This window comes from Bradyrhizobium sp. CCGB12, assembly GCF_024199845.1.
In the GTDB taxonomy this organism is placed as follows: domain Bacteria; phylum Pseudomonadota; class Alphaproteobacteria; order Rhizobiales; family Xanthobacteraceae; genus Bradyrhizobium.
Map to the genome: position 1 here is coordinate 4,884,795 of NZ_JANADO010000001.1, position 23,520 is coordinate 4,908,314.

At 65.5% G+C, this 23,520-nt stretch carries 22 protein-coding genes; 13 read left to right on the forward strand and 9 right to left on the reverse strand.

Annotated features, from left to right (window positions below; translation table 11 throughout):
- Positions 1–15: 15 nt before the first annotated feature.
- Together fbcH and petA are read right to left on the reverse strand one after the other, a co-directional pair.
- On the reverse strand, positions 16–2,088 hold the full coding sequence (fbcH, locus tag NLM27_RS22825; protein WP_254145460.1) for a cytochrome b/c1: 2,073 nt from the start codon (positions 2,086–2,088) through the stop codon (positions 16–18).
- 62 nt (positions 2,089–2,150) lie between these two features.
- On the reverse strand, positions 2,151–2,681 hold the full coding sequence (gene petA, locus NLM27_RS22830) for a ubiquinol-cytochrome c reductase iron-sulfur subunit (protein WP_254145461.1): 531 nt from the start codon (positions 2,679–2,681) through the stop codon (positions 2,151–2,153).
- Positions 2,682–2,961: 280 nt separating this feature from the next.
- Between petA and NLM27_RS22835 the strand changes: the two genes are divergently transcribed.
- From NLM27_RS22835 to NLM27_RS22865, 7 genes are all read left to right on the forward strand, one after another.
- Positions 2,962–3,429 carry a tRNA (cytidine(34)-2'-O)-methyltransferase gene (locus tag NLM27_RS22835; RefSeq protein WP_254145462.1) on the forward strand — a complete coding sequence of 156 codons (468 nt, stop codon included), beginning with the start codon at positions 2,962–2,964 and terminating at the stop codon, positions 3,427–3,429.
- A 10-nt stretch (positions 3,430–3,439) separates the two neighbouring features.
- Positions 3,440–4,072, forward strand: a complete 633-nt coding sequence (gene queE, locus NLM27_RS22840; RefSeq protein WP_254145463.1) for a 7-carboxy-7-deazaguanine synthase — start codon at positions 3,440–3,442, stop codon at positions 4,070–4,072.
- Positions 4,073–4,089: 17 nt separating this feature from the next.
- Complete coding sequence (locus NLM27_RS22845; protein ID WP_254148901.1) at positions 4,090–4,455, forward strand: 6-carboxytetrahydropterin synthase; 366 nt, start codon at positions 4,090–4,092, stop codon at positions 4,453–4,455.
- 125 nt (positions 4,456–4,580) lie between these two features.
- Positions 4,581–5,468, forward strand: coding sequence for an oxygen-dependent coproporphyrinogen oxidase (gene hemF / locus NLM27_RS22850; RefSeq protein WP_254148902.1), 888 nt, complete (start codon positions 4,581–4,583; stop codon positions 5,466–5,468).
- Positions 5,459–6,202 (forward strand): HAD family hydrolase, encoded by a 744-nt coding sequence (locus tag NLM27_RS22855; protein ID WP_254145464.1) that lies wholly within the window; start codon positions 5,459–5,461, stop codon positions 6,200–6,202. Before hemF ends, NLM27_RS22855 begins: the two co-directional genes overlap by 10 nt.
- 304 nt (positions 6,203–6,506) lie before the next feature.
- Positions 6,507–6,716, forward strand: coding sequence for a YodC family protein (locus tag NLM27_RS22860; protein ID WP_254145465.1), 210 nt, complete (start codon positions 6,507–6,509; stop codon positions 6,714–6,716).
- Between the two features lie 233 nt (positions 6,717–6,949).
- The gene (locus NLM27_RS22865) at positions 6,950–7,354 is read left to right on the forward strand and encodes a nuclear transport factor 2 family protein (protein WP_254145466.1); all 405 of its coding nucleotides are present in this window, start codon (positions 6,950–6,952) and stop codon (positions 7,352–7,354) included.
- Positions 7,355–7,428: 74 nt separating this feature from the next.
- Here the strand turns inward: NLM27_RS22865 and NLM27_RS22870 are convergent, their stop codons facing one another.
- The 7 genes from NLM27_RS22870 to NLM27_RS22900 all read right to left on the reverse strand — a co-directional run bounded on the left by NLM27_RS22870 (position 7,429) and on the right by NLM27_RS22900 (position 13,050).
- Positions 7,429–7,821 carry a hypothetical protein gene (locus NLM27_RS22870; RefSeq protein WP_254145467.1) on the reverse strand — a complete coding sequence of 131 codons (393 nt, stop codon included), beginning with the start codon at positions 7,819–7,821 and terminating at the stop codon, positions 7,429–7,431.
- Between the two features lie 689 nt (positions 7,822–8,510).
- Positions 8,511–9,290 (reverse strand): prolyl oligopeptidase family serine peptidase, encoded by a 780-nt coding sequence (locus tag NLM27_RS22875; RefSeq protein WP_254145468.1) that lies wholly within the window; start codon positions 9,288–9,290, stop codon positions 8,511–8,513.
- Between the two features lie 189 nt (positions 9,291–9,479).
- Positions 9,480–10,250 carry a TSUP family transporter gene (locus NLM27_RS22880; RefSeq protein WP_254145469.1) on the reverse strand — a complete coding sequence of 257 codons (771 nt, stop codon included), beginning with the start codon at positions 10,248–10,250 and terminating at the stop codon, positions 9,480–9,482.
- Positions 10,247–11,503: a CCA tRNA nucleotidyltransferase gene (locus NLM27_RS22885; RefSeq protein WP_254145470.1), complete on the reverse strand. Its 1,257-nt coding sequence runs from the start codon at positions 11,501–11,503 to the stop codon at positions 10,247–10,249. Before NLM27_RS22885 ends, NLM27_RS22880 begins: the two co-directional genes overlap by 4 nt.
- 10 nt (positions 11,504–11,513) lie before the next feature.
- Complete coding sequence (locus NLM27_RS22890; protein ID WP_254145471.1) at positions 11,514–11,774, reverse strand: DUF6111 family protein; 261 nt, start codon at positions 11,772–11,774, stop codon at positions 11,514–11,516.
- Positions 11,771–12,442: a CoA pyrophosphatase gene (locus NLM27_RS22895; protein WP_254145472.1), complete on the reverse strand. Its 672-nt coding sequence runs from the start codon at positions 12,440–12,442 to the stop codon at positions 11,771–11,773. Before NLM27_RS22895 ends, NLM27_RS22890 begins: the two co-directional genes overlap by 4 nt.
- Positions 12,439–13,050 carry a DUF1285 domain-containing protein gene (locus tag NLM27_RS22900; protein WP_254145473.1) on the reverse strand — a complete coding sequence of 204 codons (612 nt, stop codon included), beginning with the start codon at positions 13,048–13,050 and terminating at the stop codon, positions 12,439–12,441. The genes NLM27_RS22895 and NLM27_RS22900 overlap by 4 nt, the downstream gene beginning before the upstream one ends.
- A gap of 291 nt (positions 13,051–13,341) precedes the next feature.
- On the opposite strand from NLM27_RS22900, the gene NLM27_RS22905 reads away from it, so the two are divergent.
- From NLM27_RS22905 to NLM27_RS22930, 6 genes are all read left to right on the forward strand, one after another.
- Positions 13,342–14,340 (forward strand): MoxR family ATPase, encoded by a 999-nt coding sequence (locus tag NLM27_RS22905; protein WP_254145474.1) that lies wholly within the window; start codon positions 13,342–13,344, stop codon positions 14,338–14,340.
- Complete coding sequence (locus NLM27_RS22910) at positions 14,340–15,284, forward strand: DUF58 domain-containing protein (RefSeq protein WP_254145475.1); 945 nt, start codon at positions 14,340–14,342, stop codon at positions 15,282–15,284. The genes NLM27_RS22905 and NLM27_RS22910 overlap by 1 nt, the downstream gene beginning before the upstream one ends.
- Entirely contained in the window at positions 15,281–18,094 is a 2,814-nt protein-coding gene (locus NLM27_RS22915; RefSeq protein WP_254145476.1) for a DUF4159 domain-containing protein, read from the forward strand. The genes NLM27_RS22910 and NLM27_RS22915 overlap by 4 nt, the downstream gene beginning before the upstream one ends.
- Positions 18,095–18,101: 7 nt before the next feature.
- Positions 18,102–20,165: a hypothetical protein gene (locus NLM27_RS22920; RefSeq protein ID WP_254145477.1), complete on the forward strand. Its 2,064-nt coding sequence runs from the start codon at positions 18,102–18,104 to the stop codon at positions 20,163–20,165.
- Positions 20,166–20,422: 257 nt separating this feature from the next.
- Positions 20,423–20,827, forward strand: coding sequence for a DUF2946 domain-containing protein (locus tag NLM27_RS22925; RefSeq protein ID WP_254145478.1), 405 nt, complete (start codon positions 20,423–20,425; stop codon positions 20,825–20,827).
- A 143-nt stretch (positions 20,828–20,970) separates the two neighbouring features.
- On the forward strand, positions 20,971–23,355 hold the full coding sequence (locus NLM27_RS22930) for a TonB-dependent receptor (protein ID WP_254145479.1): 2,385 nt from the start codon (positions 20,971–20,973) through the stop codon (positions 23,353–23,355).
- Positions 23,356–23,520: the final 165 nt, after the last annotated feature.

Here is a 23,520-nt window from a genome sequence, read left to right on the forward strand (position 1 = left end):
TCTCGCTGGAGCCGCTCAGTGCGAGGCGGCCCAGACCTTCTTCTTGGTGAAATACATCAGGCCCGCGAAGATGATCAGGAACACGAACACCTGGAAGCCGAGGCGCTTGCGCGCTTCCATGTGCGGCTCGGCGGTCCACATCAGGAACGTGGTGACGTCCTTGGCGTATTGCGCCACCGTGGTCGGCGAGCCGTCATCATAGGTGACCTGGCCATCGCTGAGCGGCTTCGGCATCTTGATGGCGTGGCCCGGGAAGTACTTGTTGTAGTAGGAGCCCTCCGGAATGGTCACGCCTTCCGGCGCCTTGTCCTCGAACCCCTGCAGCACGGCCGAGACGTAATCCGGACCCTGCTCCTGGTACTGGGTGAAGAAGTCGATGATGAACCAGGGGAAGCCGCGCTTATAGGAGCGCGCCTTGGTGATCAGGGACAGGTCTGGCGGCGCCGCACCGCCGTTCGCCGCACGCGCTGCCTGCTCGTTCGGGAATGGCGAGGGGAAGTAGTCCGCCGGCCGGCCCGGCCGCTCGAACATGTCACCGGCATCGTTCGGGCCGTCCTTGACCTTGTAGTCCGACGCGAACGCGGCCGCCTGCGCCACCGAATAGCCGGGCCCGCCGGGCTCGGCGAGGTTGCGGAAGGCGATGTAGGACAGGCCGTGGCAGCTGGCGCAGACCTCCTTGTAGACCTTCAGGCCGCGCTGGAGCGCGCCGCGGTCGAACTTACCGAAAGGGCCCGAGAACGACCATTTGTTGCCCGGCGGCTGGTCGCTGCCTTCGGACGCTTTCGCGCTGTCGATCGAGCCCGCGAACAGCGAAGCGGCGAGCGCCAGCACGATCGCGGTCGACACCATCGGCGTCGATCTGCTTCCCGTCTTGGCCAGCACCGCATCCGAGATCGAGTTCGGAACCGGTCGCGGCGTCTCGATGCGCGAGAGCAGCGGCAGCACGATCAGGAAGTAGGCGAAGTAGCAGACCGTCAGGACGCGGCCGGCGATCACGTAGATGCCTTCCGGCGGCTGCGAGCCGAGATAGCCGAGCAGGATGCAGACCGCGACGAAGATCCAGAAGAACTGCTTGGCCAGCGGACGATACTTCGACGACCTCGTCCTGGCGCTGTCCAGCCACGGCAGGAAGCACAGGATGATGATCGCACCGAACATCCCGACGACGCCCGCGAGCTTGTTCGGGATCGAACGCAGGATCGCGTAGAACGGCAGGTAATACCATTCCGGCACGATGTGCGGCGGCGTCACGCCCGGGTTCGCCGGAATGTAGTTGTCGGCGTCGCCGAGATAGTTCGGCATGTAGAAGATGAACCAGGCGTACAGCAGCAGGAAGCAGGACACGCCGAACATGTCCTTGATGGTGGCATGCGGCGTGAACGGCACCGTGTCCTTTTCCGTCTTCGGCTCGACGCCGTCAGGATTGTTCTGGCCGGCGACGTGCAGCGCCCACACGTGGAGCACGACGACGCCCGCGATCAGGAACGGCAGCAGATAGTGCAGCGAGAAGAACCGGTTCAGCGTCGGGTTGCCGACCGAATAGCCGCCCCACAAGAGCGTCACGATGCTCTCGCCGAAATAGGGAATGGCGGAGAACAGGTTGGTGATGACGGTGGCGCCCCAGAAGCTCATCTGGCCCCATGGCAGCACGTAGCCCATGAAGCCCGTCGCCATCATCAGGAGGTAGATGATGACGCCGAGGATCCACAGCACCTCGCGCGGCTCCTTGTAGGAGCCGTAATAGAGGCCGCGCAGCATGTGGACGTAGACTGCGAAGAAGAACATCGACGCGCCGCAGGCATGCATGTTGCGCAGCAGCCAGCCGTAGTTCACGTCGCGGACGATCAGCTCGACCGACTTGAAGGCGAGATCGGCATGCGGCGTGTAGTGCATCGCCAGGACCACGCCGGTCAGGATCTGCATCCCCAGCATGAAGGAGAGGATGGCGCCGAAGGTCCACCAATAGTTGAGGTTACGCGGGGTGGGATAGACGACGAAGGAGGAATGGACGAGGCCAATGATCGGCAGACGCCGCTCGATCCATTGCAGGGCCGGATTGCTCGGCTGGTAGTCGGATGGTCCGCTCATGATGCGATCCTGAGGAAATAGTACGACGAGACGGCGCGAAGCTTCGGACAGGGGTCCGAAGCTCAGCCGATCTGGATTTTGGTGTCGGAAACGAACTGATACGGCGGCACCGGCAGGTTCGCGGGCGCGGGCCCTTGGCGGATGCGGCCGGACGAATCGTACTGCGACCCATGGCAGGGACAGAAGAACCCGTCGTAATTGCCCTCATGAGCGATCGGGATGCAGCCGAGGTGGGTGCAGATGCCGATCACCACCAGCCACTGCTCGTGGCCGGCCTTGACCCGGGCCTCGTCCGTCTGCGGATCGGGCAGGCTCGCCACGTTGACGGCGCGCGCCTCGTCGATCTGCTTCTTGGTACGGTGGCTGATGTAGATCGGCTTGCCGCGCCAGAACACCTTGATGTCCTGGCCCTCGGCGATCGGGCTGAGATCGACATCGATCGGCGCACCGGCGGCGATGGTCGAGGCGTCCGGATTCATTTGAGAGATAAAGGGCCAGAGCGCGGCCGCGCCCCCTACTGCGGCGGCTGCCCCCGTTGCAACGAATAAGAAATCACGGCGTGTCGGATGGTCCGCCGAAGACGCTGTCGTCACGATTCCAACCCTTTCTTCTTATGCGACCGGTGGAACCGCTCCGGGGGGCGCCCATGAGGTCCCCGGAAAGGCTGCCGGCGCCCGCGGCCCCCCGCGGCGGCAGAACTTTGCTTGCTCACGCCCAAAATGGGGAAAACAGCAGTCCAGAATCGTTCTATTGGCACCCTTGCCGGGCGAGCGCAAGCCCGCTATCGGCGCGGGAGCGTGCAATGCACGAATTCCCGGGCGAGCGATGTTTTATTGAGACATTTTGCGCCCACAACCAAACCCGCCGCCGCCCATGCAGATAGCGCTTTTCCAGCCCGACATCGCTCAGAACACCGGCACGATTCTCAGGTTGTGCGCCTGTCTGGGCATGGCCGCCCATATCATCGAGCCCGCCGGCTTCCCCGTCTCCGACCGCTTGTTCCGCCGGGCGGGAATGGACTATCTCGACCATGTCAGCCTTATCAGGCACGACTCCTGGGCGAGATTCGAGGACTGGCGCGCGGCACATGGCTACCGCCTGTTGCTGTTCACCACCAAAGGTGCCACCGACTACCGCGATTTCCGTTACCAGACGTCGGACATCCTGCTATTCGGGCGCGAGAGCGCCGGCGTCACCGATGCGGTGCTCGAGGCCGCCGATGCGCGGCTGGTGATTCCGATCACCCCGGGGCTGCGGTCGCTCAATGTGGCCATGACCGCGGCGATGGCCGCCGGCGAGGCGCTGCGCCAGATCCGGAACCCGGAAGGCCCAAAGGATTGAGGAGAGAGGCTTGAGTTACGCGGTCAAGGAAATCTTCCTGACCCTGCAAGGCGAAGGCGCCCATGCCGGGCGCGCGTCCGTGTTCTGCCGTTTTGCCGGCTGCAACCTCTGGAGCGGCCGCGAGGCCGACCGCGCGGGCGCGACCTGCAAGTTCTGCGACACGGATTTCGTCGGGACCGACGGCACGCTCGGCGGCCGCTACGCCTCGGCTGCGGAACTCGCCGACACCATCGCCGCGCAATGGACGGCATCCACCGCCAACCGCTACGTGGTGCTGACCGGCGGCGAGCCGCTGCTCCAGGTCGATACCGCCCTGATCGAGGCGCTGCACGCCCGCGGCTTCGAGATCGGGGTCGAGACCAACGGCACGATCGCCGCACCGGAGGGGCTCGACTGGATCTGCGTCAGCCCCAAGGGCGGCAGCGAGCTGGTGCAGCGGAGCGGCCACGAGCTGAAGCTGGTTTATCCGCAGACACTCGCCGTGCCCGAAACGTTCGAAGACCTCGCCTTCGAACGCTTCTCGCTCCAGCCGATGGATGGACCCGAGGTAATCAAGAACACCGCGCGCGCGATCGACTATTGCCTGCGCCATCCGCAATGGCGGCTCAGCGTGCAGACGCATAAATCGCTCGGCATCAGATAGGATTGGTTTTCGAACAGATGTGGGAATTGACGAAATCGTTCCGCTTCGAGGCGGCGCACTCATTGTCGGGCACGACGTTCGGGGCGGCGAGCGAAGAGATCCACGGCCATTCCTTCCGCGCCGAGGTGACCCTGCGCGGCACGCCCGACCCCAAGACCGGCATGGTGGTCGACCTCGGCCTCGTCCAGCGCGCCATCGAGGACGTGCGCTTGATGCTGGACCACAAATACCTCAACAAGATCGAGGCGCTGGGCACACCGACGCTGGAAAACCTCTCGCGCTTCGTGTGGGAGCGGCTGGCCCATATCGGCAAGCTGACCCGCGTCAGCATCCACCGCGACAGTTGCAACGAGAGCTGCACCTATTACGGTCCGCAGGGATGAAATTCGTAGGGTGGGCAAAGCGCAGCGTGCCCACCAATCAAGACGACAATGAAAGTTGGTGGGCACGGCGCAAGGGCGCCTTTGCCCGCCCTGCGAGCCTCACAGGGTGAGCGACGGGAATGCAGATGGACGTTTCGATGATCGAAGACCGCAAGGCCCGCGCCCGCGCCTGGTTCGAACGTTTGCGCGACGACATCTGCGCAAGCTTCGAGCGGCTGGAGGACGACGCGCCGCAAAACCTCTATCCGGGCGATGCCGGCCGCTTCAAGCGCACGCCCTGGCAGCGGACCGATCACAGCGGCGCGGCCGGGGGTGGCGGCGTGATGTCGATGATGTCGGGCCGCCTGTTCGAGAAGGTCGGCGTGCATTGCTCGACGGTGCACGGCGAATTCGCGCCCGAGTTTCGCGCGCAGATTCCCGGCGCCGCTGATGACCCGAAGTTCTGGGCCTCCGGCATCTCGCTGATCGCGCATCTGCGCAATCCGCACGTGCCCGCCGTGCACATGAACACGCGCTTCGTCGTCACCACCAAAGCCTGGTTCGGCGGCGGCGCCGACCTGACGCCGGTGCTCGAGCGCCGGCGCACGCAGGACGATGCCGACAGCATCGCCTTTCACGCCGCGATGAAGGAAGCCTGCGCGCAGCCGAACGGCGTTGCCGATTACGACAAGTACAAAAAGTGGTGCGATGAATATTTCTACCTGCCGCACCGCAAAGAGGCGCGCGGCATCGGCGGCATCTTCTACGACTGGCACGACAGCGGCGACTGGGACGCCGACCTCTCTTTCACCCAGGACGTCGGCCGCGCCTTTCTGAAGATCTACCCCGACATCGTCAGGCGCAATTTCGCCAGCGCCTGGACCGCTGCGGATCGCGAGGAGCAATTGATCCGGCGCGGCCGCTATGTCGAGTTCAACCTGCTCTACGACCGCGGCACCATCTTCGGGCTCAAGACCGGCGGCAATGTGGACTCGATCCTGTCGTCGCTGCCACCGGAGGTGAAATGGCCATGAGCGCTTCGAGGCCGCTTCCCCGCGCCATGCTGATCGACATGGACGACACCATCCTGTCGGCCTATGGCCGGCCCGAGATCGCCTGGAACACGATCACGGCGGAATTCGCCGAGGAGCTGGCGCCGCTGCCGCCGCCGCAGGTCGCAACCGCGGTGCTGGCCTTCGCGCGAAACTTCTGGGCCAATGCGGAAGCGGCGTGGCGGCTCAAGCTCGCCGAGGCCCGCCACCTCACGGTCAAGGGCGGCTTCGCCGCGCTTGCGGCCGCCGGCCATCGCGCGCTGCCCGACGATCTCGCCATTCGCCTCGCCGATCGCTTCACCGCCTATCGCGAGGAGGAGATGTTCGTCTTTCCCGGCGCGCATGAGGCGATCGACAAATTGAAGGCGCTCGGCATCAAGCTCGCGCTTGTCACCAACGGCGCCGCCGACATGCAGCGCGCCAAGGTCGAGCGCTTCGAGCTCGCGCACCGCTTCGATCACATCCAGATCGAGGGCGAGCACGGCTTCGGCAAGCCCGAGGAGCGCGCCTATCTGCACGCAATGGAGGCGCTGGGTGTCACCGCCAAGGACACCTGGATGATCGGCGACAACCTCGAATGGGAGGTCGTGACGCCGCAGCGCCTCGGCATCTATTCGATCTGGATCGACGTCCATGGCGACGGCCTGCCCGAAGGCTCGACCGTCAGGCCCGACCGCATCATCCGCTCGCTGACCGAGCTGGTGCCGCAGGTGTAACCAGGGCGCAAAACAAAATATCGAAAAACAACCCCATGCACAGTAGGGCGCTGCTGCAAATTCAAGGTCTTGCGGATTTTACGAAATCTATTTGACACGTCGGGCAAAACAGGGGCATGATGGCATCGTCGCGATGTCCGAGGTGGGCGCCCTTTTCGCAAACGGTCTCGCCAGCACCTGAGCATTCCCTTGCATGGGAACGCGCGGCCTTTTCGCCGATCCGTCGCCTCCGCCCGTCCGTTTTCCGCGTGTCATGACAAATTGCTAGCGTCGTCCGGATCGATCAAACTCGAAAGGACAATCCATGGAATTGAAAGCCGGCGATGTCGTGATGCTGAAATCCGGCGGCCAGCCGCTGACGGTCGCGGAGATCAAGGAAGAAGAGGTGCTCTGCCTCTGGATGGGGATGGAAGGCGACCTGTTCCGCGAGACGCTGCCGCTGGCCACGCTCGCCCGCGTCGAGGAAGAAGAGGACGACGAAGACGAGGATGAAGACGACGAGGACGAGGAGTAGGCATCGCCTCGTCAGATCGGAGCGTTCCGCTCCTTCGCTTCCGATGTCCGCTGCTCTGCCAATAGAAGCGCAATAGCGGACATCGTCGGATCTCGCAGAAGGGCCAGAAACGGAAGTACGGTCTTGATCTGAAAGCGCAGCGACGCGAGGTCGCACTTCCCCAAGTCACGATTTGATGCCGTACTCTGCCCCGGCCAAGCCTCATCACGGCCCCACGGCTCTGGAGGCAAATCATGTCGGAAGCGCTTGAGGTCGAGATATCTGCCTTCTTCAACAAATACATGGAAACGTTCGCCACCTGGGATGGTGACCAAATCGCAAAACTCTACTGCGCTCCCTGCATCACCATGCGGGGTGACGGGTCGATACATTGCTTTCAGTCACGTGACGAGATTGCGCGGTTTTTCCAAGGAGTGGCCGATACCTACCGACGCGAAGGGGCAGCAGGTGGAACTCTGCACGATGTAGTGGCCGTTCCTATCGGCGAACGCAGTGCTCTCGGGACTGTAACGTGGAAAAACCTCCGACCGGATGGAAGCGTTACAAGGCAATGGCGGCAGTCCTACAACCTTATTCGCTTCCCCGACGGGTGGCGCATCCTTGCTACGACATTTCACCTGAGCGGGATAGCTGGCTAGTGATTTCCGCTTCGGGTCGATTCTTTGGCCATTTGCAGACTTTCAGCGCCGCGGGCGATGGCGCTCTCCGCGGACTATGCGGCCGGCAAGTCGAGGCCATCGGGTAGCCTGATCCAAAGAACGGTTTGCTCGTCCGGGGAGTGACGAGACAGATGGCCCTTTCCGTGCGTGTCCTCCACCAACACGAACTCGCCCGCAGAGACGTGCCGCACCTCGCCGTCGCTCGTCTCGTATTCGACCGCGCCGGTCAGTCTGACGGTCAATACCCGCGCCGGAACGGTATGCCAGTCAACCTGCCGCATACCGGCAGGGATTTGAGTAAACTCAACGCTTGACGCGAGATAGCGCCTGGACACTTGAAACGGCTTGGCATTGGGAGCGACGGCCACCTTTGCCGTCATGGGGATGTCCACTTCACCGAAGTGAGATTCACCGTCCGGGGTTGCGTAGATCCGGAGACACTTCATCGGCTGTCACCTTTTGGCTCGCCAGCGAAACAAGCTCACCTACCATGACGTCCTGCGATGTTGCCAGGTTGCATCCTGCCAAATGACCCAACAGCTCGCCCATGCGAGTCCGTGATCCCGGGGATGTGACCAGTCGTGAAGCCGAGATCTGTTGGGACCCTGCGGCCGGGCATTAAATGACGGACCGGGGACAGTTGGAGAAAAAGCGATGCGTTTCATTTTGGCGTTGAGCCTATTGATCCCCCTGTCCAGCGTTGCGAACGCAGCGCCGGTGCATCACCCCCACCGGCACACTGCTGTTCGCTCCCATCAGGGCACGTTTGCACCAGGTTCCAGTTCGAGCTTTGCCTACGCGCCACCTCGGCCGCCGACCGAATACCGTTCCGCGCCCTCCTATGGCGACCGTGAACCGTATTTCGGCGCGTCTCAGGGTTATGCGCCTGGCGAAAAGGAGCAATTCCTCCACAGCTTGTTCAGCCCATAGCGCTGCTTGAAACAATCGGGCCGCGGCCGATCGCTATTGCTTTGCGCTTTCAGCGAAGTGCTTGCGGAAAAACGCCACGATAAAACCCGGCGCGTCCGTGCAAGCTGTGGGGTTGGCCTGCACCTCCTTCGGGGTACAGGTAGCAAGGAAAGAGAAGTGTCTGGCGTTTGCCACGAATTGATACTCCGGCGCCAGAAGACCTTGTTTAATAGCAAGCCGCGCAGCATCCGGACAGACCGTCTGCATTTTGTGCCGGATCGGAGCTCCACAGTTGCACCGGAATCGCTATCGTTTTCAGATTCTTCGCGGGAAAAACAAACGCGGGATATGGATCGACGATGACAGCGGCTCTGACGCGCGGATCAGGCGTGACCGGCTGAGCGGGCGCCTCACCGCTTTCGAGCTGCTTGCAAGCCAACAGGCTCGACGTCGCGCAATTGGGCAGGCCTTTTCGCAAATCGGGATTGCCGCCGATAACAGCGAGCCCCGCATAGCCGCCAAACGAAAAGCCGTAGAGGCCAATACGCTGGGTGTCGATGCGTGGCGCGTCGGGCCAGCCATCGAGCATGTAGTCGATTAGCCGCTTTATGTCCGCGGGGCGCTCGACCAGCACCGAAAGACTGTCGGTACGGCTGGTGTCGCGCCAGGTGTCACCGGGATGATTGAGCGCGGCGACCACAAAGCCGGCATCGGCCAACGCCGCCGCCGTGTCATGGTGGCCGCCGAACCATCCTCTCCTGCCATGCGATATCACGATGAGGGGAAGCTTTTCGCCCGTCACCGCGCATCCCGGGACGGCGAAAAAGATGGCACCTCGTGCATCCATTTCTTGTGGTGGCTCCACGCACGGCGTCCAGACCAGCAGCCTGATCGCCGGTCCCGCCGCGCTCGCCGGAATGTCGAAATTCTTGACCCCCGCTGCGTTCGCCGCTGTCAGCCCGAAGATGAAGAAACAGATTACGAACGCGAACTTTGTGTGACTCATCATCGGCTCCTGGGGCCTGAGGCACTTCACAATAGGAAGCTTTGGATCAAGCGATTATGTCGCCTTTGGGTCGTAGGCCTCCATTGGCGGCGAAGCCGGGCGACCTCCGGTTTGCGCTCGGACGCCGACGTCTTGGGTACGAGGTTTACTCCGCGGTTCGCGCGCGAATGCCTGATGAGCCGGAGTCATCTAAGCGATCAGTTGCCTCATCGCAGCCGAGATCATCACCAGCCCGCCCGTGATCACGGCAACGTCGAGGATCGCCGTGTGGATGTGCACCGGCATCCGCTCGACGAAGGCTTTTGCGAGGAACGCGCCGGGGATGGCGATCGCGCCGATCAGCAGCGCAAGGGCGAGCACCTGCGCGGTCACGGCGCCGGCAAGGCCGAACACCGAGATCTTGATCAGGCCGGTGCCGAGCGAGATCATCGCGTCGGTGGCGATCACGGCGGCGCCCTCGAGGCCTGCGGCCATCAGCAGCGACAGCAGGATCACGCCGGAGCCGGAGGTGCCGCCGACCAGCACGCCGTAACCGACGGAGCCGGCGGCAAGGCCGGTGTCGCCGATCCTGACCTCGCGGCGGCGGAGCACGCGGCGCAGCGGCACGCTCACGATCAGCATGGTGCCGATCACGAGCGCTGCGCCCGCATTGGTCAGGCGCGTGTAACCGTAGGCGCCGAGCACGGTCGTCAGCGCCGCGCAGGCCAGCACGATCAGCGCGCGGCGGCGGTCGGCGTAGCGCAGATAAGCGATCGCGCGGCTGCAATTCGTGAACATCGCGGAGATCGCGATGATCGGCACCACCGGCTCGGCGCCGACCAGCGGCACCAGCACCAGCGGCATCAGGGCGCCGGTGCCATAACCGGCGAGACCACCGATGATCGAAGCAAACAACGCCATCAACGCGACCAGCAGGAGCTGAAAAATCGAGATGTCGGCGAAGCCTGAAACGATGGTCACGTTCTCTCGTCGCGGCTGACGCGTGCCGCTGCTTGATCGGCGATGGAAGCGAGCGCGGCTTCCTCTAGTGGAAAATCCGCCGCAAGCCAAGCGTCCTCGGCGAGCGTCAACACATGTCCGAGCGCGGGACCTTCCGCCAATCCGCGCGCGATGAAATCGGCAGCCTTCAGCGGAAATTTCGGCGCAGTCCAGCGTTGCGGCAGCTCGGCGAGCGCACGCCAGCGCAACGATCCGATGTCGCCACTCGCCCGCGACCAGGCCAGCAACACGCGATCGTGATAGCGCTCCGCGCCAAGCCGGTAGAGCAGCCGCCGTGCATTGGCCTCGTCCTTGGTGGCCAAGCGCCACCAGCGATGCCCCATCGAATCCAGCGCCTTGGTCTCGGCATTGGAGAGCCTCATGCGCACCGCGAGGCGCTTGGCATCTTCGGTCACCGCGACCGTCAGCGCGGCAAGGCGCCGCGTGCTGCTGGCAGCAAGGCCAAGCTCGCGCTCGATCGTGATCATCGCGGCCAGCGGCCCGGTATAGGCGACGCCGCCGATCAGCGTCTGCAGCAATCCGCCCTCGGCCATAGCCAACACGGCTGCGGATGCGCCGCCGGCCATCAGCAGCTTGAGCATCTCCATGCGCACCCGCTCGGCCGAGAGGCTGGCAAGGCCCGCGCGTCCACGGATGCAGGCGAGATAGCCGTCGCGGTCGGGCTCGCCGACGCCGAAGGCAGCGTGGATGCGGAAGAAGCGCAGGATGCGCAAATAATCCTCGGCGATGCGCTGGTCGGGATCGCCGATGAAGCGCACGCAGCGTGCTCGCGCATCCGCGATCCCGCCGACATGGTCGTGGACGACACCTGCCGCATCGACCGACAGGCCGTTCATGGTGAAGTCGCGCCGCTCGGCATCCTTCACCCAGTCGCGGCCGAACGCGACCTTGGCCTTGCGGCCGAAGGTTTCGGTGTCCTCGCGCAGCGTCGTCACCTCATAGGGATGCCCGTCGATGACGAGCGTGACGGTGCCATGGTCGATGCCGGTCGGCACGCTCTTGATGCCGGCGGCCTTGGCGCGTCGCATCACCTCGTCCGGCAATGCGGTGGTCGCGATGTCGATGTCCCCGGGCACGAGACCGAGCAGCGCGTTGCGCACCGCGCCGCCGACCACCCGCGCCTCCTCGCCATCCGCGTCCAGCAATTGCAGGACGCGCGCGGTCCCGCCTGCGGTCAGCCAGGGCGCATCGGCGAGTAACGGCTCCGCGCTCATCGTCCAGCCCTTATTTTTGCGAGCCCGGCACGAATTTGCCGTTCTCGACATGCGCGGGAACGTAGGTCGAGTCCGGCCCGGCGCCGTAATGCGCCATGCCGACCATCCCCGCGATCACCAGCACCATCGCGACCAAAGCGAGGCGCGCGACGACGGTGACCGGCCAGGACGATCGCGCGAACAGGCCGGACCGGGTGGCGGCCAGGAACAGCGCATAGACGACAAAGGGGATGAGGAAAATTCCGATCTCGGTCAGAACCGGCCGGATCATGATGAATAGATCCGCTCATAAAGCACGCGCAGCATACCGGCCGTCGCCCCCCAGATGTAGCGCTCCGCGAACGGCATCGCGTAATAGGAGCGCTCCATGCCGCGGAATTCCTTGCTATGCACCTGGTGGTTCACCGGGTTCATCAGGAAGGATAGCGGGACTTCGAATGCGTCATCAACCTCGGAATGGTTGATGGTGAGCGAAAAGCCCGGCCTGACCCTTGCGACCGTCGGCAGGATGCGGAAGCCGAAGGCGGTGCCGTAGAGGTCGAGATAGCCGATCGGCTCGACGAAGTCTCTGGACAGCCCGACCTCCTCCTCGGCCTCACGCAGCGCGGCATCGAGCGGCGAGGAATCGGTCGCGTCGATCTTGCCGCCGGGAAAGGCGATCTGGCCGGCGTGGTCGTTGAGATGTGCCGAGCGCTGCGTCAACAGGATGGTCGGCTCGGGATGGTCGACCACCGCGATCAGGACCGCCGCCGGCCGCACCGGCTGCTCGCGCGCGATGATCTCGAGCATCTTGTCGGTGCCGGGATCGCCCGAGGTCGGAATGATGTTCGGATCATACAGGCCGGGCGGAACGTCGAAATCGAGCCTGGCCCTGGAGCGGGCAAAGAAATCCGCCGCGCCAATGGCGACCGGATCGTTCTTCAGGATAGGCTTGTTCAAAGCGCGGCCCTCACCTGCTCCGCATCGGCCATGGCGAAGAATTCGCCGGCCGACTCGACGCCGAACATCGGCTGGCCATCGACCATCCGCTGCTCGCCCATGTCAACCAGATCGTAATAGAGCGCGCGGGTGACCTTAGCCCAGAGATCGGCGCGGACATGCAGATAGGGCGTCAGCCCGCCGTCCTTCGCCGGCTCGAAGCGCAACCGGTGCGCGGCATCGCAGGTGACCCAATCGTCGACATTGGTACGGAAGCTCAGCACGCGATCGCGGCCCTCGCCGGCCTTCAGCATCTCGACCGCCATGAACGGCGCGTCATCGACGCGAATGCCGACCTTCTCCACCGGCGTGACCAGGAAGTGCTTGTCGCCCTCGCGCTTGAGGATGGTCGAGAACAGCCGCACCAGCGCGTGACGGCCGATTGGTGTCCCCATGTAGAACCAAGTACCATCGGAGGCGATTCGGATATCGAGATCTCCGCAAAACGGCGGATTCCACAGATGCACCGGCGGCAGGCCCTTCTTGGCGCCTTCGGCGTTGGCAGCACTTTTGGCGGCGGCCGTCAGCCCCTCAAGACCGCGATCGGCACTCTGCCCTTGGTTCGCCATGGTTTGCCCTGACTTTGTCACTTGGCACGAATGTCGTTTGGCACGATTGGTGCAGGTCTACGTTGTATGTCGGCGCCCGGTTCCATCCCGGATTAGTCCGGTGTGGGAGGTCGCCACTTCGTGATGCCGTACATAACCCGAAGCCGATAAGGTGGGGATAGGTTAATTCAACGAATACATGGCCTTCCTGCAAGTCTAGCATAGGGCCCATGATCTGACGTGATGACCTGAGGTGATGTGTTTGACGTGACGTCGCAGGCAAGTCGCGTGGCAGGTTGAAGGAGCGAGCGAATGGCGGAGAGTGTCGAGAAACTCGAGGACGGAATCGTCCGTTCGGCCGAGCAGGTGTCGAGCGAGATTCGTGCGGCGAAGGAGGCGATCGGCTCCGTCATCTTCGGCCAGGACCGCGTGATCGAGAACACCCTCGTCACCATCCTCTCCGGCGGCCATGCGCTGCTGATCGGCGTGCCGGGTCTGGCCAAGACCAAGCTGGTCGAGACGCTCGGCGTCACGCTCGGTCTGGACGCCAAGCGCATCCAGTTCACGCCCGACCTGATGCCGTCGGACATTCTCGGCGCCGAGGTGTTAGATGAGAGCACCGCGGGCAAGCGCGCCTTCCGCTTCATTTCCGGTCCCGTGTTCGCGCAGCTCCTGATGGCCGACGAGATCAATCGCGCCAGCCCGCGCACGCAATCGGCGCTGCTCCAGGCCATGCAGGAGCAGCACATCACGGTTGCGGGTGCGCGCCACGATCTGCCCAAGCCCTTCCACGTGCTTGCCACGCAAAACCCGCTGGAGCAGGAAGGCACCTATCCGCTGCCCGAGGCGCAGCTCGACCGCTTCCTGATGGAGATCGACGTCGACTATCCCGATCGCGATGCCGAGCGCCGCATCCTGTTCGAGACCACCGGAGCCGAGGAGACGTTGGCGAAGGGATCGATGAGCGCGGATGCGCTGATCACCGCGCAACGGCTGGTCCGCCGCCTGCCGGTGGGCGATTCCGTCGTCGAAGCCATCCTGTCGCTGGTGCGCTCGGCCCGTCCGGGACCGGACGCCGGCGAAGCCGGCAAGTTCATTGCCTGGGGCCCCGGCCCGCGCGCCAGCCAATCCCTGATGCTCGCCGTGCGCGCGCGTGCGCTGATCGACGGGCGCCTCGCGCCCTCGATCGACGACGTGCTCGACCTCGCCGAGCCGGTGCTGAAGCACCGCATGGCGCTGACCTTCCAGGCACGCGCCGAGGGACGCACAATTCCGGACGTGATCCGGCAGTTGAAGACACGGATCGGTTGATGGCGGCAGAGAACGGGCACACGGCGAAGGAGATCATCGCGATTCGACGTGCCGATGGCGAAAGCCGCACGCTCGCCGCTTCGCTGCCGCGCCTGGTGCTCGAGGCCCGCCGTATCGCCGCCAACGTAATCCACGGCCTGCACGGCCGGCGCCGCGCCGGCTCCGGCGAAAATTTCTGGCAATATCGCCGCTTCGTCTCCGGCGAGCCGGCGCAGAATGTCGACTGGCGCCGATCGGCCCGTGACGACCATCTCTATGTCCGCGAGCTCGAATGGGAAGCCTCGCACACGGTCTGGATCTGGCCCGACCGCTCGCCGTCGATGGCGTTCGCCTCGAAGACCGCGCGCGAATCCAAGCTCGAACGCACGCTGATCGTCGCCTTCGCCCTGGCCGAGCTGCTGGTGTCCGGCGGTGAACGCGTCGGCATTCCCGGGCTGATGGCGCCGACCGCGAGCCGCAGCGTCATCGACAAGATGGCGCAGGCGATGCTGCATGACGATGCCGACCGGCTGAGCCTGCCGCCGTCCTTCGTGCCTGCGGCGCTGGCCGAGATCATCGTGCTGTCGGATTTCTGGTCGCCGATATCCGAGATCAAGACGACGCTCGCCGGGCTCTCCGGCTCGGGCGCGCATGGCACGATGGTGCAGATCGTCGATCCCGCCGAGGAGTCGTTCCCCTATTCCGGCCGCGTCGAGTTCGTCGAGCCGGAAGGCTTTGGCGTGATCACCGCCGGCCGTGCCGAGACCTGGGCGCAGGATTACACCGCACGCCTCGCACTGCACCGCGAGCAGATCCGCGCCGAGACCACCAAGCTCGACTGGCTGTTCGCGACGCACGCGACCGACCGTTCGGCCGCCGAACTGCTGTTGTTCCTGCATGCCGGCATGCAGGTGAGCAAGTCGGGCGCCCGCATCACGACGATCAAGGCGGGGCCGGCCGCATGATGGGACTGCCGCTCGCCTTCACCGAACCGCTGCTCCTGATTGGCATGGTCAGCCTGCCGGTGCTGTGGTGGCTGCTGCGCGTGATGCCGCCGCGGCCGCGCCGCATCGAGTTTCCGCCGACCCGCCTGCTGTTCGACATCGCGCCAAGGGAAGAGACGCCCTCGCGGACGCCGTGGTGGCTGACCGCCCTGCGCCTGCTTGCTGCGGCGCTGGTCATCTTCGCCGCCGCCGGCCCGATCTGGAATCCGCAAACGGGCGCCGCGGGCAGCAAGGCGCCGCTGATGATCATGTTCGACGACGGCTGGAGCGCGGCGTCGCACTGGGACGTCAGGCTCAGGGCCGCCGACGAGCTGATCGCCAACGCCGACAATGATCGCCGCGCCATCGCGCTGGTGCCGCTGTCGGAGCCGAACCGCGACATCACCCTGATGCCGGCCGGTGCGGCGCGCGTCGCGCTGCGCCAGCTCGCGCCAAAGCCCTATTCGATCGACCGCGTCGAGACCCTGACCGCGATTGACCGCTTCCTTAAAGCGACCGGCGACTGCGAGATCGCCTGGCTGTCCGACGGCGTCGACACCGGGCGCGGCGAGGAATTCGTGACGGGCCTCGGCAAGACCATCGGCGATCGCAGCCTGACCGTGTTCGAAGGCGGCACCTCCGCGCCGCTGGCGCTGGTCGCGGCCGAGAACGCCGCCGCCAGGATGACGGTGAAGGTGCTGCGCACCGACAGCGGCATTGCCGTCGGCACCGTGCGCGCGCTGGACCAGAAGGCCTCACCGATCGGCGAAGCCCGTTATTCCTTCGGCCCGCAGGACACGGAGACCGACGCTTCGTTCGACCTGCCGGTCGAGCTGCGCAACGACATCACGCGGCTCGAAATCTCAGGCGAGCGCTCCGCCGGCGCGGTGCAACTGCTGGACAAGCGCTGGCGCCGCCGCGCCATCGGCATCGTCTCGGGCTCGACCAGCGAAACCGCGCAGCCGTTGCTGGCGCCGACCTTTTACCTCACCCGCGCGCTGGCGCCGTTCGCCGACGTGCGGCTCGCCGACAAGGGCTCGCCGCAGCAGGGCATCACGCAGTTCCTCGACCAGAAGCTGCCGATGATCATCCTCGCCGATGTCGGCACCATCGCGCCTGAGCTGCGCGAGCGCCTCAATGCCTGGATCAACCAGGGCGGCGTGCTGGTGCGGTTCGCGGGGCCCCGGCTGGCGCAGGCCGAAGACGACCTCGTGCCGGTCAAGCTGCGCAAGGGCGGCCGCACGCTCGGCGGCAGCCTGACCTGGGAGAAGCCGCAGCATCTGGCCAACTTCGCCGCCGACGGTCCGTTTGCCGGCGTTGCGGTCCCCAAGGACGTCACCGTGAACCGCCAGGTGCTGGCCGAGCCCGACGCGGTGCTTGCCACCAAGAGCTGGGCGTCGCTGGAAGACGGCACGCCGCTGGTGACCGGCGAGCATCGCGGCAAGGGCGTGGTCAGCCTGTTCCACGTCAGCGCCGACATGCGCTGGTCGGATCTGCCGATGTCGGGCACCTTCGTCGAGATGCTGCGGCGGGTGGTCGACATGTCCGGCTACACGGCGAAGCCCGGCGCCGGGGTCGCCAGCGAAGCGACCACCGAGACGGTGGCGCCGCTGCATATTCTCGACGGCTTCGGCGCCTTCGGCCCGCCGCCGGCCACCGCAAAGCCGCTGCCCGCGGATTATCGCGACCGCGCCACACCCGATCATCCGCCGGGCTTCTATGGTCCGGCCGAAGGACCGCTCGCCGTGAACACGCTTGCTAGCGCCGACCGTATCGCAGCCCTGAACACCGCGAGCCTGCGCGCCCGGCACGCCACCTACACCAATGCCGAGCCGCGGGACTTGCGCGGCTGGCTGCTGTCGACGGCCCTCGCGCTGTTCCTGATCGACGCCATCATCGTCGCGCTGCTCGGCGGCGGCATTGCCGCACTGCTGCGCCGGCGCGCCGCGCCGGCTATGATCGTGCTCGGGCTCGCGCTTGCAGGCCTCGTCTCGCTGTCGCCGGCGCCCGCGCGCGCGGACAGCGCCGCGGACGAGTTCGCAATGAAAGCGGTGTCGCAGACCCGCCTCGCCTATGTCGTGACCGGCAATGCCGACGTCGATTCCATCGTCAAGGCCGGCATGAACGGGCTGACGCTGTTCCTGGCGCAGCGCACGGCGCTCGAGGCCGGCGATCCCGTCGGCGTCGATCCCGCGCGCGACGAGCTCGCCTTCTTCCCGCTGATCTACTGGCCGATCGTGCCCGGCGCGCCGAAGCCGCCGCAGGATGCCATCAACAAGATCGACGCCTACATGAAGCAGGGCGGCACCGTGCTGTTCGACACCCGCGACGCGATCGAGGCACCGCCCGGCGCGAACGGCGCGGCGCAGACCCCGGGCATGCAGACGCTGCGCGAAATCCTGTCCGCTCTCGACGTGCCCGAGCTGGAGCCGGTGCCGCGCGAGCACGTGCTGACCAAGACCTTCTACCTCTTGCGCGACTTCCCCGGCCGCTTCGTCACCGGCCAGACCTGGGTCGAGACCCTGCCGCGCGACGAAGACGAGGACACCGCACAGCGGCCGGCGCGCGGCGGCGACGGCGTCTCGCCGATCATCATCACCTCGAACGACCTTGCCGGCGCCTGGGCGGTGCGGCCCGACGGCCAGGCCATGCTGCCGGTGACCGGCGGCGACACCCGCCAGCGCGAATTCGCCTACCGCGCCGGCGCCAACATCGTGATGTACACGCTGACCGGCAACTACAAGGCCGACCAGGTGCACGCACCGGCGTTGATTGAACGGCTGGGGCAATAGGATCGACATGAATTACGGCATCGCGTTTACGCCGCTTGTTCCCTCGATCGTGCTGTGGCTCGCGCTCGCCGCGATCGTCGTCGTCGCGCTGGTGCTGCTGCTTGCGCGGGCGCGCGGCGCGGCCGTGCGCGTCGCCGCGCTGGCGCTGTTCCTGCTGGCGCTCGCCAACCCCTCCTTCACCCGCGAGGATCGCGATCCCCTCACCTCGGTCGCGGCCGTCGTCGTCGACAAGAGCCCGAGCCAGAATTTCGGCAACCGCAATCGCGAGGCTGCGCAAGCGCAGGAAGCGCTGGTCGACAGCCTGAAGAAGATCAAGGGCCTCGAAGTCCGCGTCGTCGATGCCGGACAGGCTGATGGCGAGACCGACGGCACCAAACTGTTCGGCGCCCTCGCCTCGGCATTGTCGGATGTGCCGGTCGACCGCGTCGCCGGCGCGTTCCTGATCACCGACGGCCGCGTCCACGACATTCCGGCAAACGCCGCCGCGCTCGGCTTCCAGGCGCCGGTGCACGCGCTGGTCACCGGACAGAAGGACGAGCGCGACCGCCGCATCGCGGTCACCGCGGCGCCGCGTTTCGGCATCGTCGGGCAGACCCAGACCATCAGCTACCGCCTCGACGACCAGGGCGTCTCCGGCGAGCGTGCCAAGATCACGGTCCGCCGCGACGGCGAGGTCATCAACGAGCGCACGCTGTCGAGCGGCCAGGCTGCCAGCGTCGACGTCGACATCAAGCATGCCGGGCCGAACATCGTCGAGATCGAGGCCTCGCCGCTCGAGCGCGAATTGACGCCGGTGAACAACCGCGCCGTCGTCGCCATCGACGGCGTGCGCGACAAGCTGCGCGTGCTGCTGGTCTCGGGCGAGCCGCATTCGGGCGAGCGGACCTGGCGCAATCTGCTCAAGTCCGACGCCAGCGTCGATCTCGTGCATTTCACCATTCTGCGGCCGCCGGAGAAGCAGGACGGCACGCCGATCAACGAATTGTCGCTGATCGCGTTTCCGACCCGCGAGCTGTTCCAGCAGAAGATCAACGAATTCCAGCTGATCATCTTCGACCGCTATGCCCGCCAGGGCGTGCTGCCGATCGCCTATTTCGATAACATCGCGCGCTATGTCCGCGGCGGCGGCGCGGTGCTGGTCTCGGCCGGTCCCGACTACGCCTCCAACACCAGCATCTGGCGCACACCGCTGGATTCGGTGCTGCCGGCCGAACCCATCGGCGTGACGGAAAAGCCGTTCTATGCGCATCTGTCCGAGATCGGCAAACGTCATCCGGTCACGCGCGGGCTGGAAGGCTCGGGATCCGAGCCGCCGCGCTGGAGCCGGTTCTTCCGCACCGTCGACACCCGCAATGCCGTCAACCCGCCGGTCATGACCGGCGTCGACGGCAAGCCGCTCTTGTTCCTGTCGCGCTTTGGCGAGGGCCGCGTCGCGCTGCTGCTGTCCGACCACATCTGGCTATGGGCGCGCGGCTATGAGGGCGGCGGCCCGCATCTCGACCTGTTGCGCCGAATGTCGCACTGGCTGATGAAGCAGCCGGATCTCGATGAGGAAGCGCTGCGCCTCCAAGTACAGGGCAAGAATCTCGTCGTGGTGCGACAGACCATGGCGGACAGCGTCCAGCCGGTCAGCGTGACCTCGCCATCGGGCGTGTCGCAGGACCTGACGCTGAGCCCGGGCGATCCCGGCGAGTGGCGCGCCAGCCTGCCGGCGAGCGAGCTTGGCCTGTGGCAGGCGACCGACGGCACGCTGAAGGCGCTGATCAATGTCGGCCCGACCAATCCGAAGGAGTTTTCGGAGGTTACCTCTACCGTCGACACCTTGAGGCCGCTGACCCAGGCGACCGGCGGCAACGCCGTGCGCGTGGTCGACGGCTCAGACGTCGAGCTGCCGCGCATCCTGCCGGTGCGCTCAGCGAGCGTCTTCCATGGCGATAACTGGATGGGGGTGCGGATGCGTGATGCCAGCGTCGTGAAGGGCGTCGGCGTGCTGCCGATCTTCGCCGGCGTGATCGGCCTGCTGCTGCTGCTCGGTGCATTCGCCGCGACGTGGGTGCGCGAAGGGCGGTGAATTCGTAAAATGTGCGGCTTTAAGCTTGACTGCAGGTCGTTCTAACCTCCCCGCAAGCGGGAGTGGGAGCGCACCTCCTTCGTTGCTGCAAATCTAGCCTCAACGCGCTTTAGTTGCCCCAACGACACATTGGTTCCGCTGCCTGCGCGCGTCCTCCGCCCGCGGTTGACATTCGTTCCCGCTTCCTGCGATGTTACAATATAACATCGCGACGTCAGGGGATTTGGCGCCTCGCGATGTGGGGGTGGCGTTTCCAGATGAAGTGGTTCCGGTCGAATATCAGGCACGGCGCCCGGCTCGCGTTGTTCGCGATGCTGGTGCAGTTCGCGCTGACGTTCGGCCATACCCACTGGGCCGTGCACGCCGCGCCCCTCGCCCAATCGTCGCTGCAGCAGACCGACGGTGCCAATGGCGTTGCTGCGATCGACCGCGCCGCGGTCCGCAAGCAGTCGCCCTCAAGCCCCGACCGCGAGCATCCGGGCGACGACCATTGCGCGATCTGCGCCGTCGTCGCGATGGCGGGCACGATCGTGTTCGCGACGCCGCCGGTGCTGCTGCTGCCGCAGGCGATCGACCTGCTCTATCGCACCACAGACGCCGAATTCATCCATCTGAAATCGGCCGGCACGGCGTTCCAGCCCCGCGCCCCTCCCGCGTCCTGACCTCCAACGCTTGATCACGCCCGGCCTCGCCGCATGTCGGCGACGGCCTGGGAACCGTTGAAGTCGAATTCCGTCGCGCTGCGACGGCAGGCCGCCTCCGATCAACAGACCATCATGCGGACGGCCTGACTGGAATCAGGACCATGTCATTTCAATTGCGACGCGTGCAGCGTCTCGGCGGAGCAAGCCTGCTCCTGCTCGGCGCCGCCGCTACATCCGCGTTCGCGCAAGAGCCCGCCCAAGCGCCCGCCCAGGACAAATCGTCGACCGAGATCCCTGCCGTCACCGTGACGGCGCCGAGCCCGATCGTGCGCCGAGCGGTGGTTCCTACCCGCAAACCCGTCCGCGTCGCGCGCGGCGCGAACACGCGCAATCGCGAGCGCGCGGCGGACGCCGCGCCAGCGACTGCGGCGCCCGCCGCCGCACCTCAGCAGGGCGTGCTGCCAATCGTGACCAACCAGTTCGCGACGGTCACGGTGGTGCCGAACGAGGAGATCCGCCGCGAGGGCGGCGGTCAGCTCGGCGACCTCCTGTTCTCAAAACCCGGCATCACCGGCTCGAGCTTCGCGCCCGGCGCCTCCAGCCGGCCCATCATACGCGGCCTCGACGTCAACCGCGTCGGCATCGTCGAGAACGGCACCAATGCGAACGGCGCCTCAGATCTCGGTGAGGACCATTTCGTTCCGATCGATCCGCTCGCGACCAATCAGGTCGAGGTGGTGCGCGGGCCCGCCGCGCTGCGCTACGGCTCGACCTCGATCGGCGGCGTCGTCAGCGCCACCAACAGCCGGATTCCGGACGCGATGCCTGCTTGCGCGCCGTCGTTCCAGACCTACGGCCTGCCGACCAAGGCCCCGCTCGCGACGGCGGAAACATCGCCTTGCGTCACCGCCGAGACCCGCACCGCCTTCAGCTCGGTCGATCGCGGCGTCGAAAGCGGCGTGCTGCTCGACACCAGCGGCGGCAATTTTGCCTTCCATGCCGACGCCTATGGCCGCACGACCTCGGACTACAGCATTCCGAGCTATCCCTATCTGAACGACCAGTCGCGCCCCGTGAACGGCCGTCAGCCCAACTCGGCGACGCGTTCGGACGGCGCCTCGATCGGCGGCTCCTACTTCTTCCAGGGCGGCTATATCGGCGCGTCGATCACGCAGAACGACTCGCTCTACCACATCCCCGGCATCGACGGCGCCGACCACAACACGCGGATCGACGCGCACCAGACCAAGATCAACGTCAAGGGCGAATACCATCCCGACGCCGCCGCGATCGACGCGGTCCGCTTCTGGGCCGGCGCGACCGACTACCGTCACAACGAGATCGGTCTTGCCGATCCCGCCGATCCCAACAGCGACGGCGTGCGCCAGACCTTCACCAACAAGGAGCAGGAGATCCGCACCGAGGTGCAGCTGATGCCGTTCAACGCCCGCTTCGCCGAGGTGACGACGGCGCTGGGCTTCCAGGTCGGCCATCAGGAACTGACCGCGCCGAGCCCGGACAATCCCGGCACGCTGTTCAACGGCCTGTGGGACCCCAACAACAGCACGCGCGTTGCTGCTTACGCCTTCAACGAGTTCAAGTTCACGGAGGCGACGCGGGCGCAGATCGCCGGCCGCATCGAGCATGTCGAGCTGCATGGCACGACGCCTGACTTCCCCGCCGATTACCTGCCCGACGGCACGCCGCAGGCCGCGATCGCGCGCAATCCGTCCTTCACGCCGAAGAGCGGCAGCATCGGTCTGTTGCAGGACCTGCCGGGCGGCATGGTCGGCAGCATCACTGCGCAATATGTCGAGCGCGCGCCGAAGGCGGCCGAGCTGTTTTCACGCGGTGGCCACGACGCGACGGCGACGTTCGACATCGGCAATCCGAATCTCACCATCGAGACGGCGAAATCGGTCGAGCTCGGCGTGCGCAGGGCGACGGGACCGTTCCGGTTCGAGGCGACCGTCTACTACACGCACTTCGACAATTTCATCTATCGCCGCCTCACGGGCGTGATGTGCGACGACGACTTTGCGTCCTGCGGCACGCCGGGCGCGGAGCTGAACCAGGCCGTCTACTCGCAACGCAATGCGAACTTCCGCGGCGGCGAATTCCAGTCGCAGCTCGACGTCGGCGCCTTCCAGGGCGGCATCTGGGGCATCGAGAACCAGCTCGACTTCGTTCGTGCCACCTTCTCCGACGGCACCAACGTGCCGCGGATTCCGCCGCTCAGAATGGGCGGCGGCCTGTTCTGGCGCGACGACAACTGGTTGATGCGCGTCAACCTGCTGCACGCCTTCGCGCAGGACAACGTTGCCGTGATCGCGGAGACGCCGACGGCGGGCTACAATCTGTTGAAGGCCGAGGTCAGCTACAAGACCAAGCTCGACCGCAATTGGTTCGGTGCACGCGAGATGATGGCCGGCATCGTCGGCAACAACCTGCTCAACGAGAACATCCGCAACTCGGTGTCCTACACCAAGGACGAGGTGTTGATGCCCGGCATCGGCGTGCGGGCATTCGCGAACTTCAAGTTCTGAACCATCAGTCGGGGTCTCACAGGACCCCGACACAGTCATTGCGAGCGCAGCGAAGCAATCCAGACTGCCTCTGCGGAAAGATTCTGGATTGCTTCGCTGCGCTCGCAATGACGGAGTATGAGGCACCGTCCAGGTGCTTCCAACTCTCAGCTTCGTAGCCCGGAT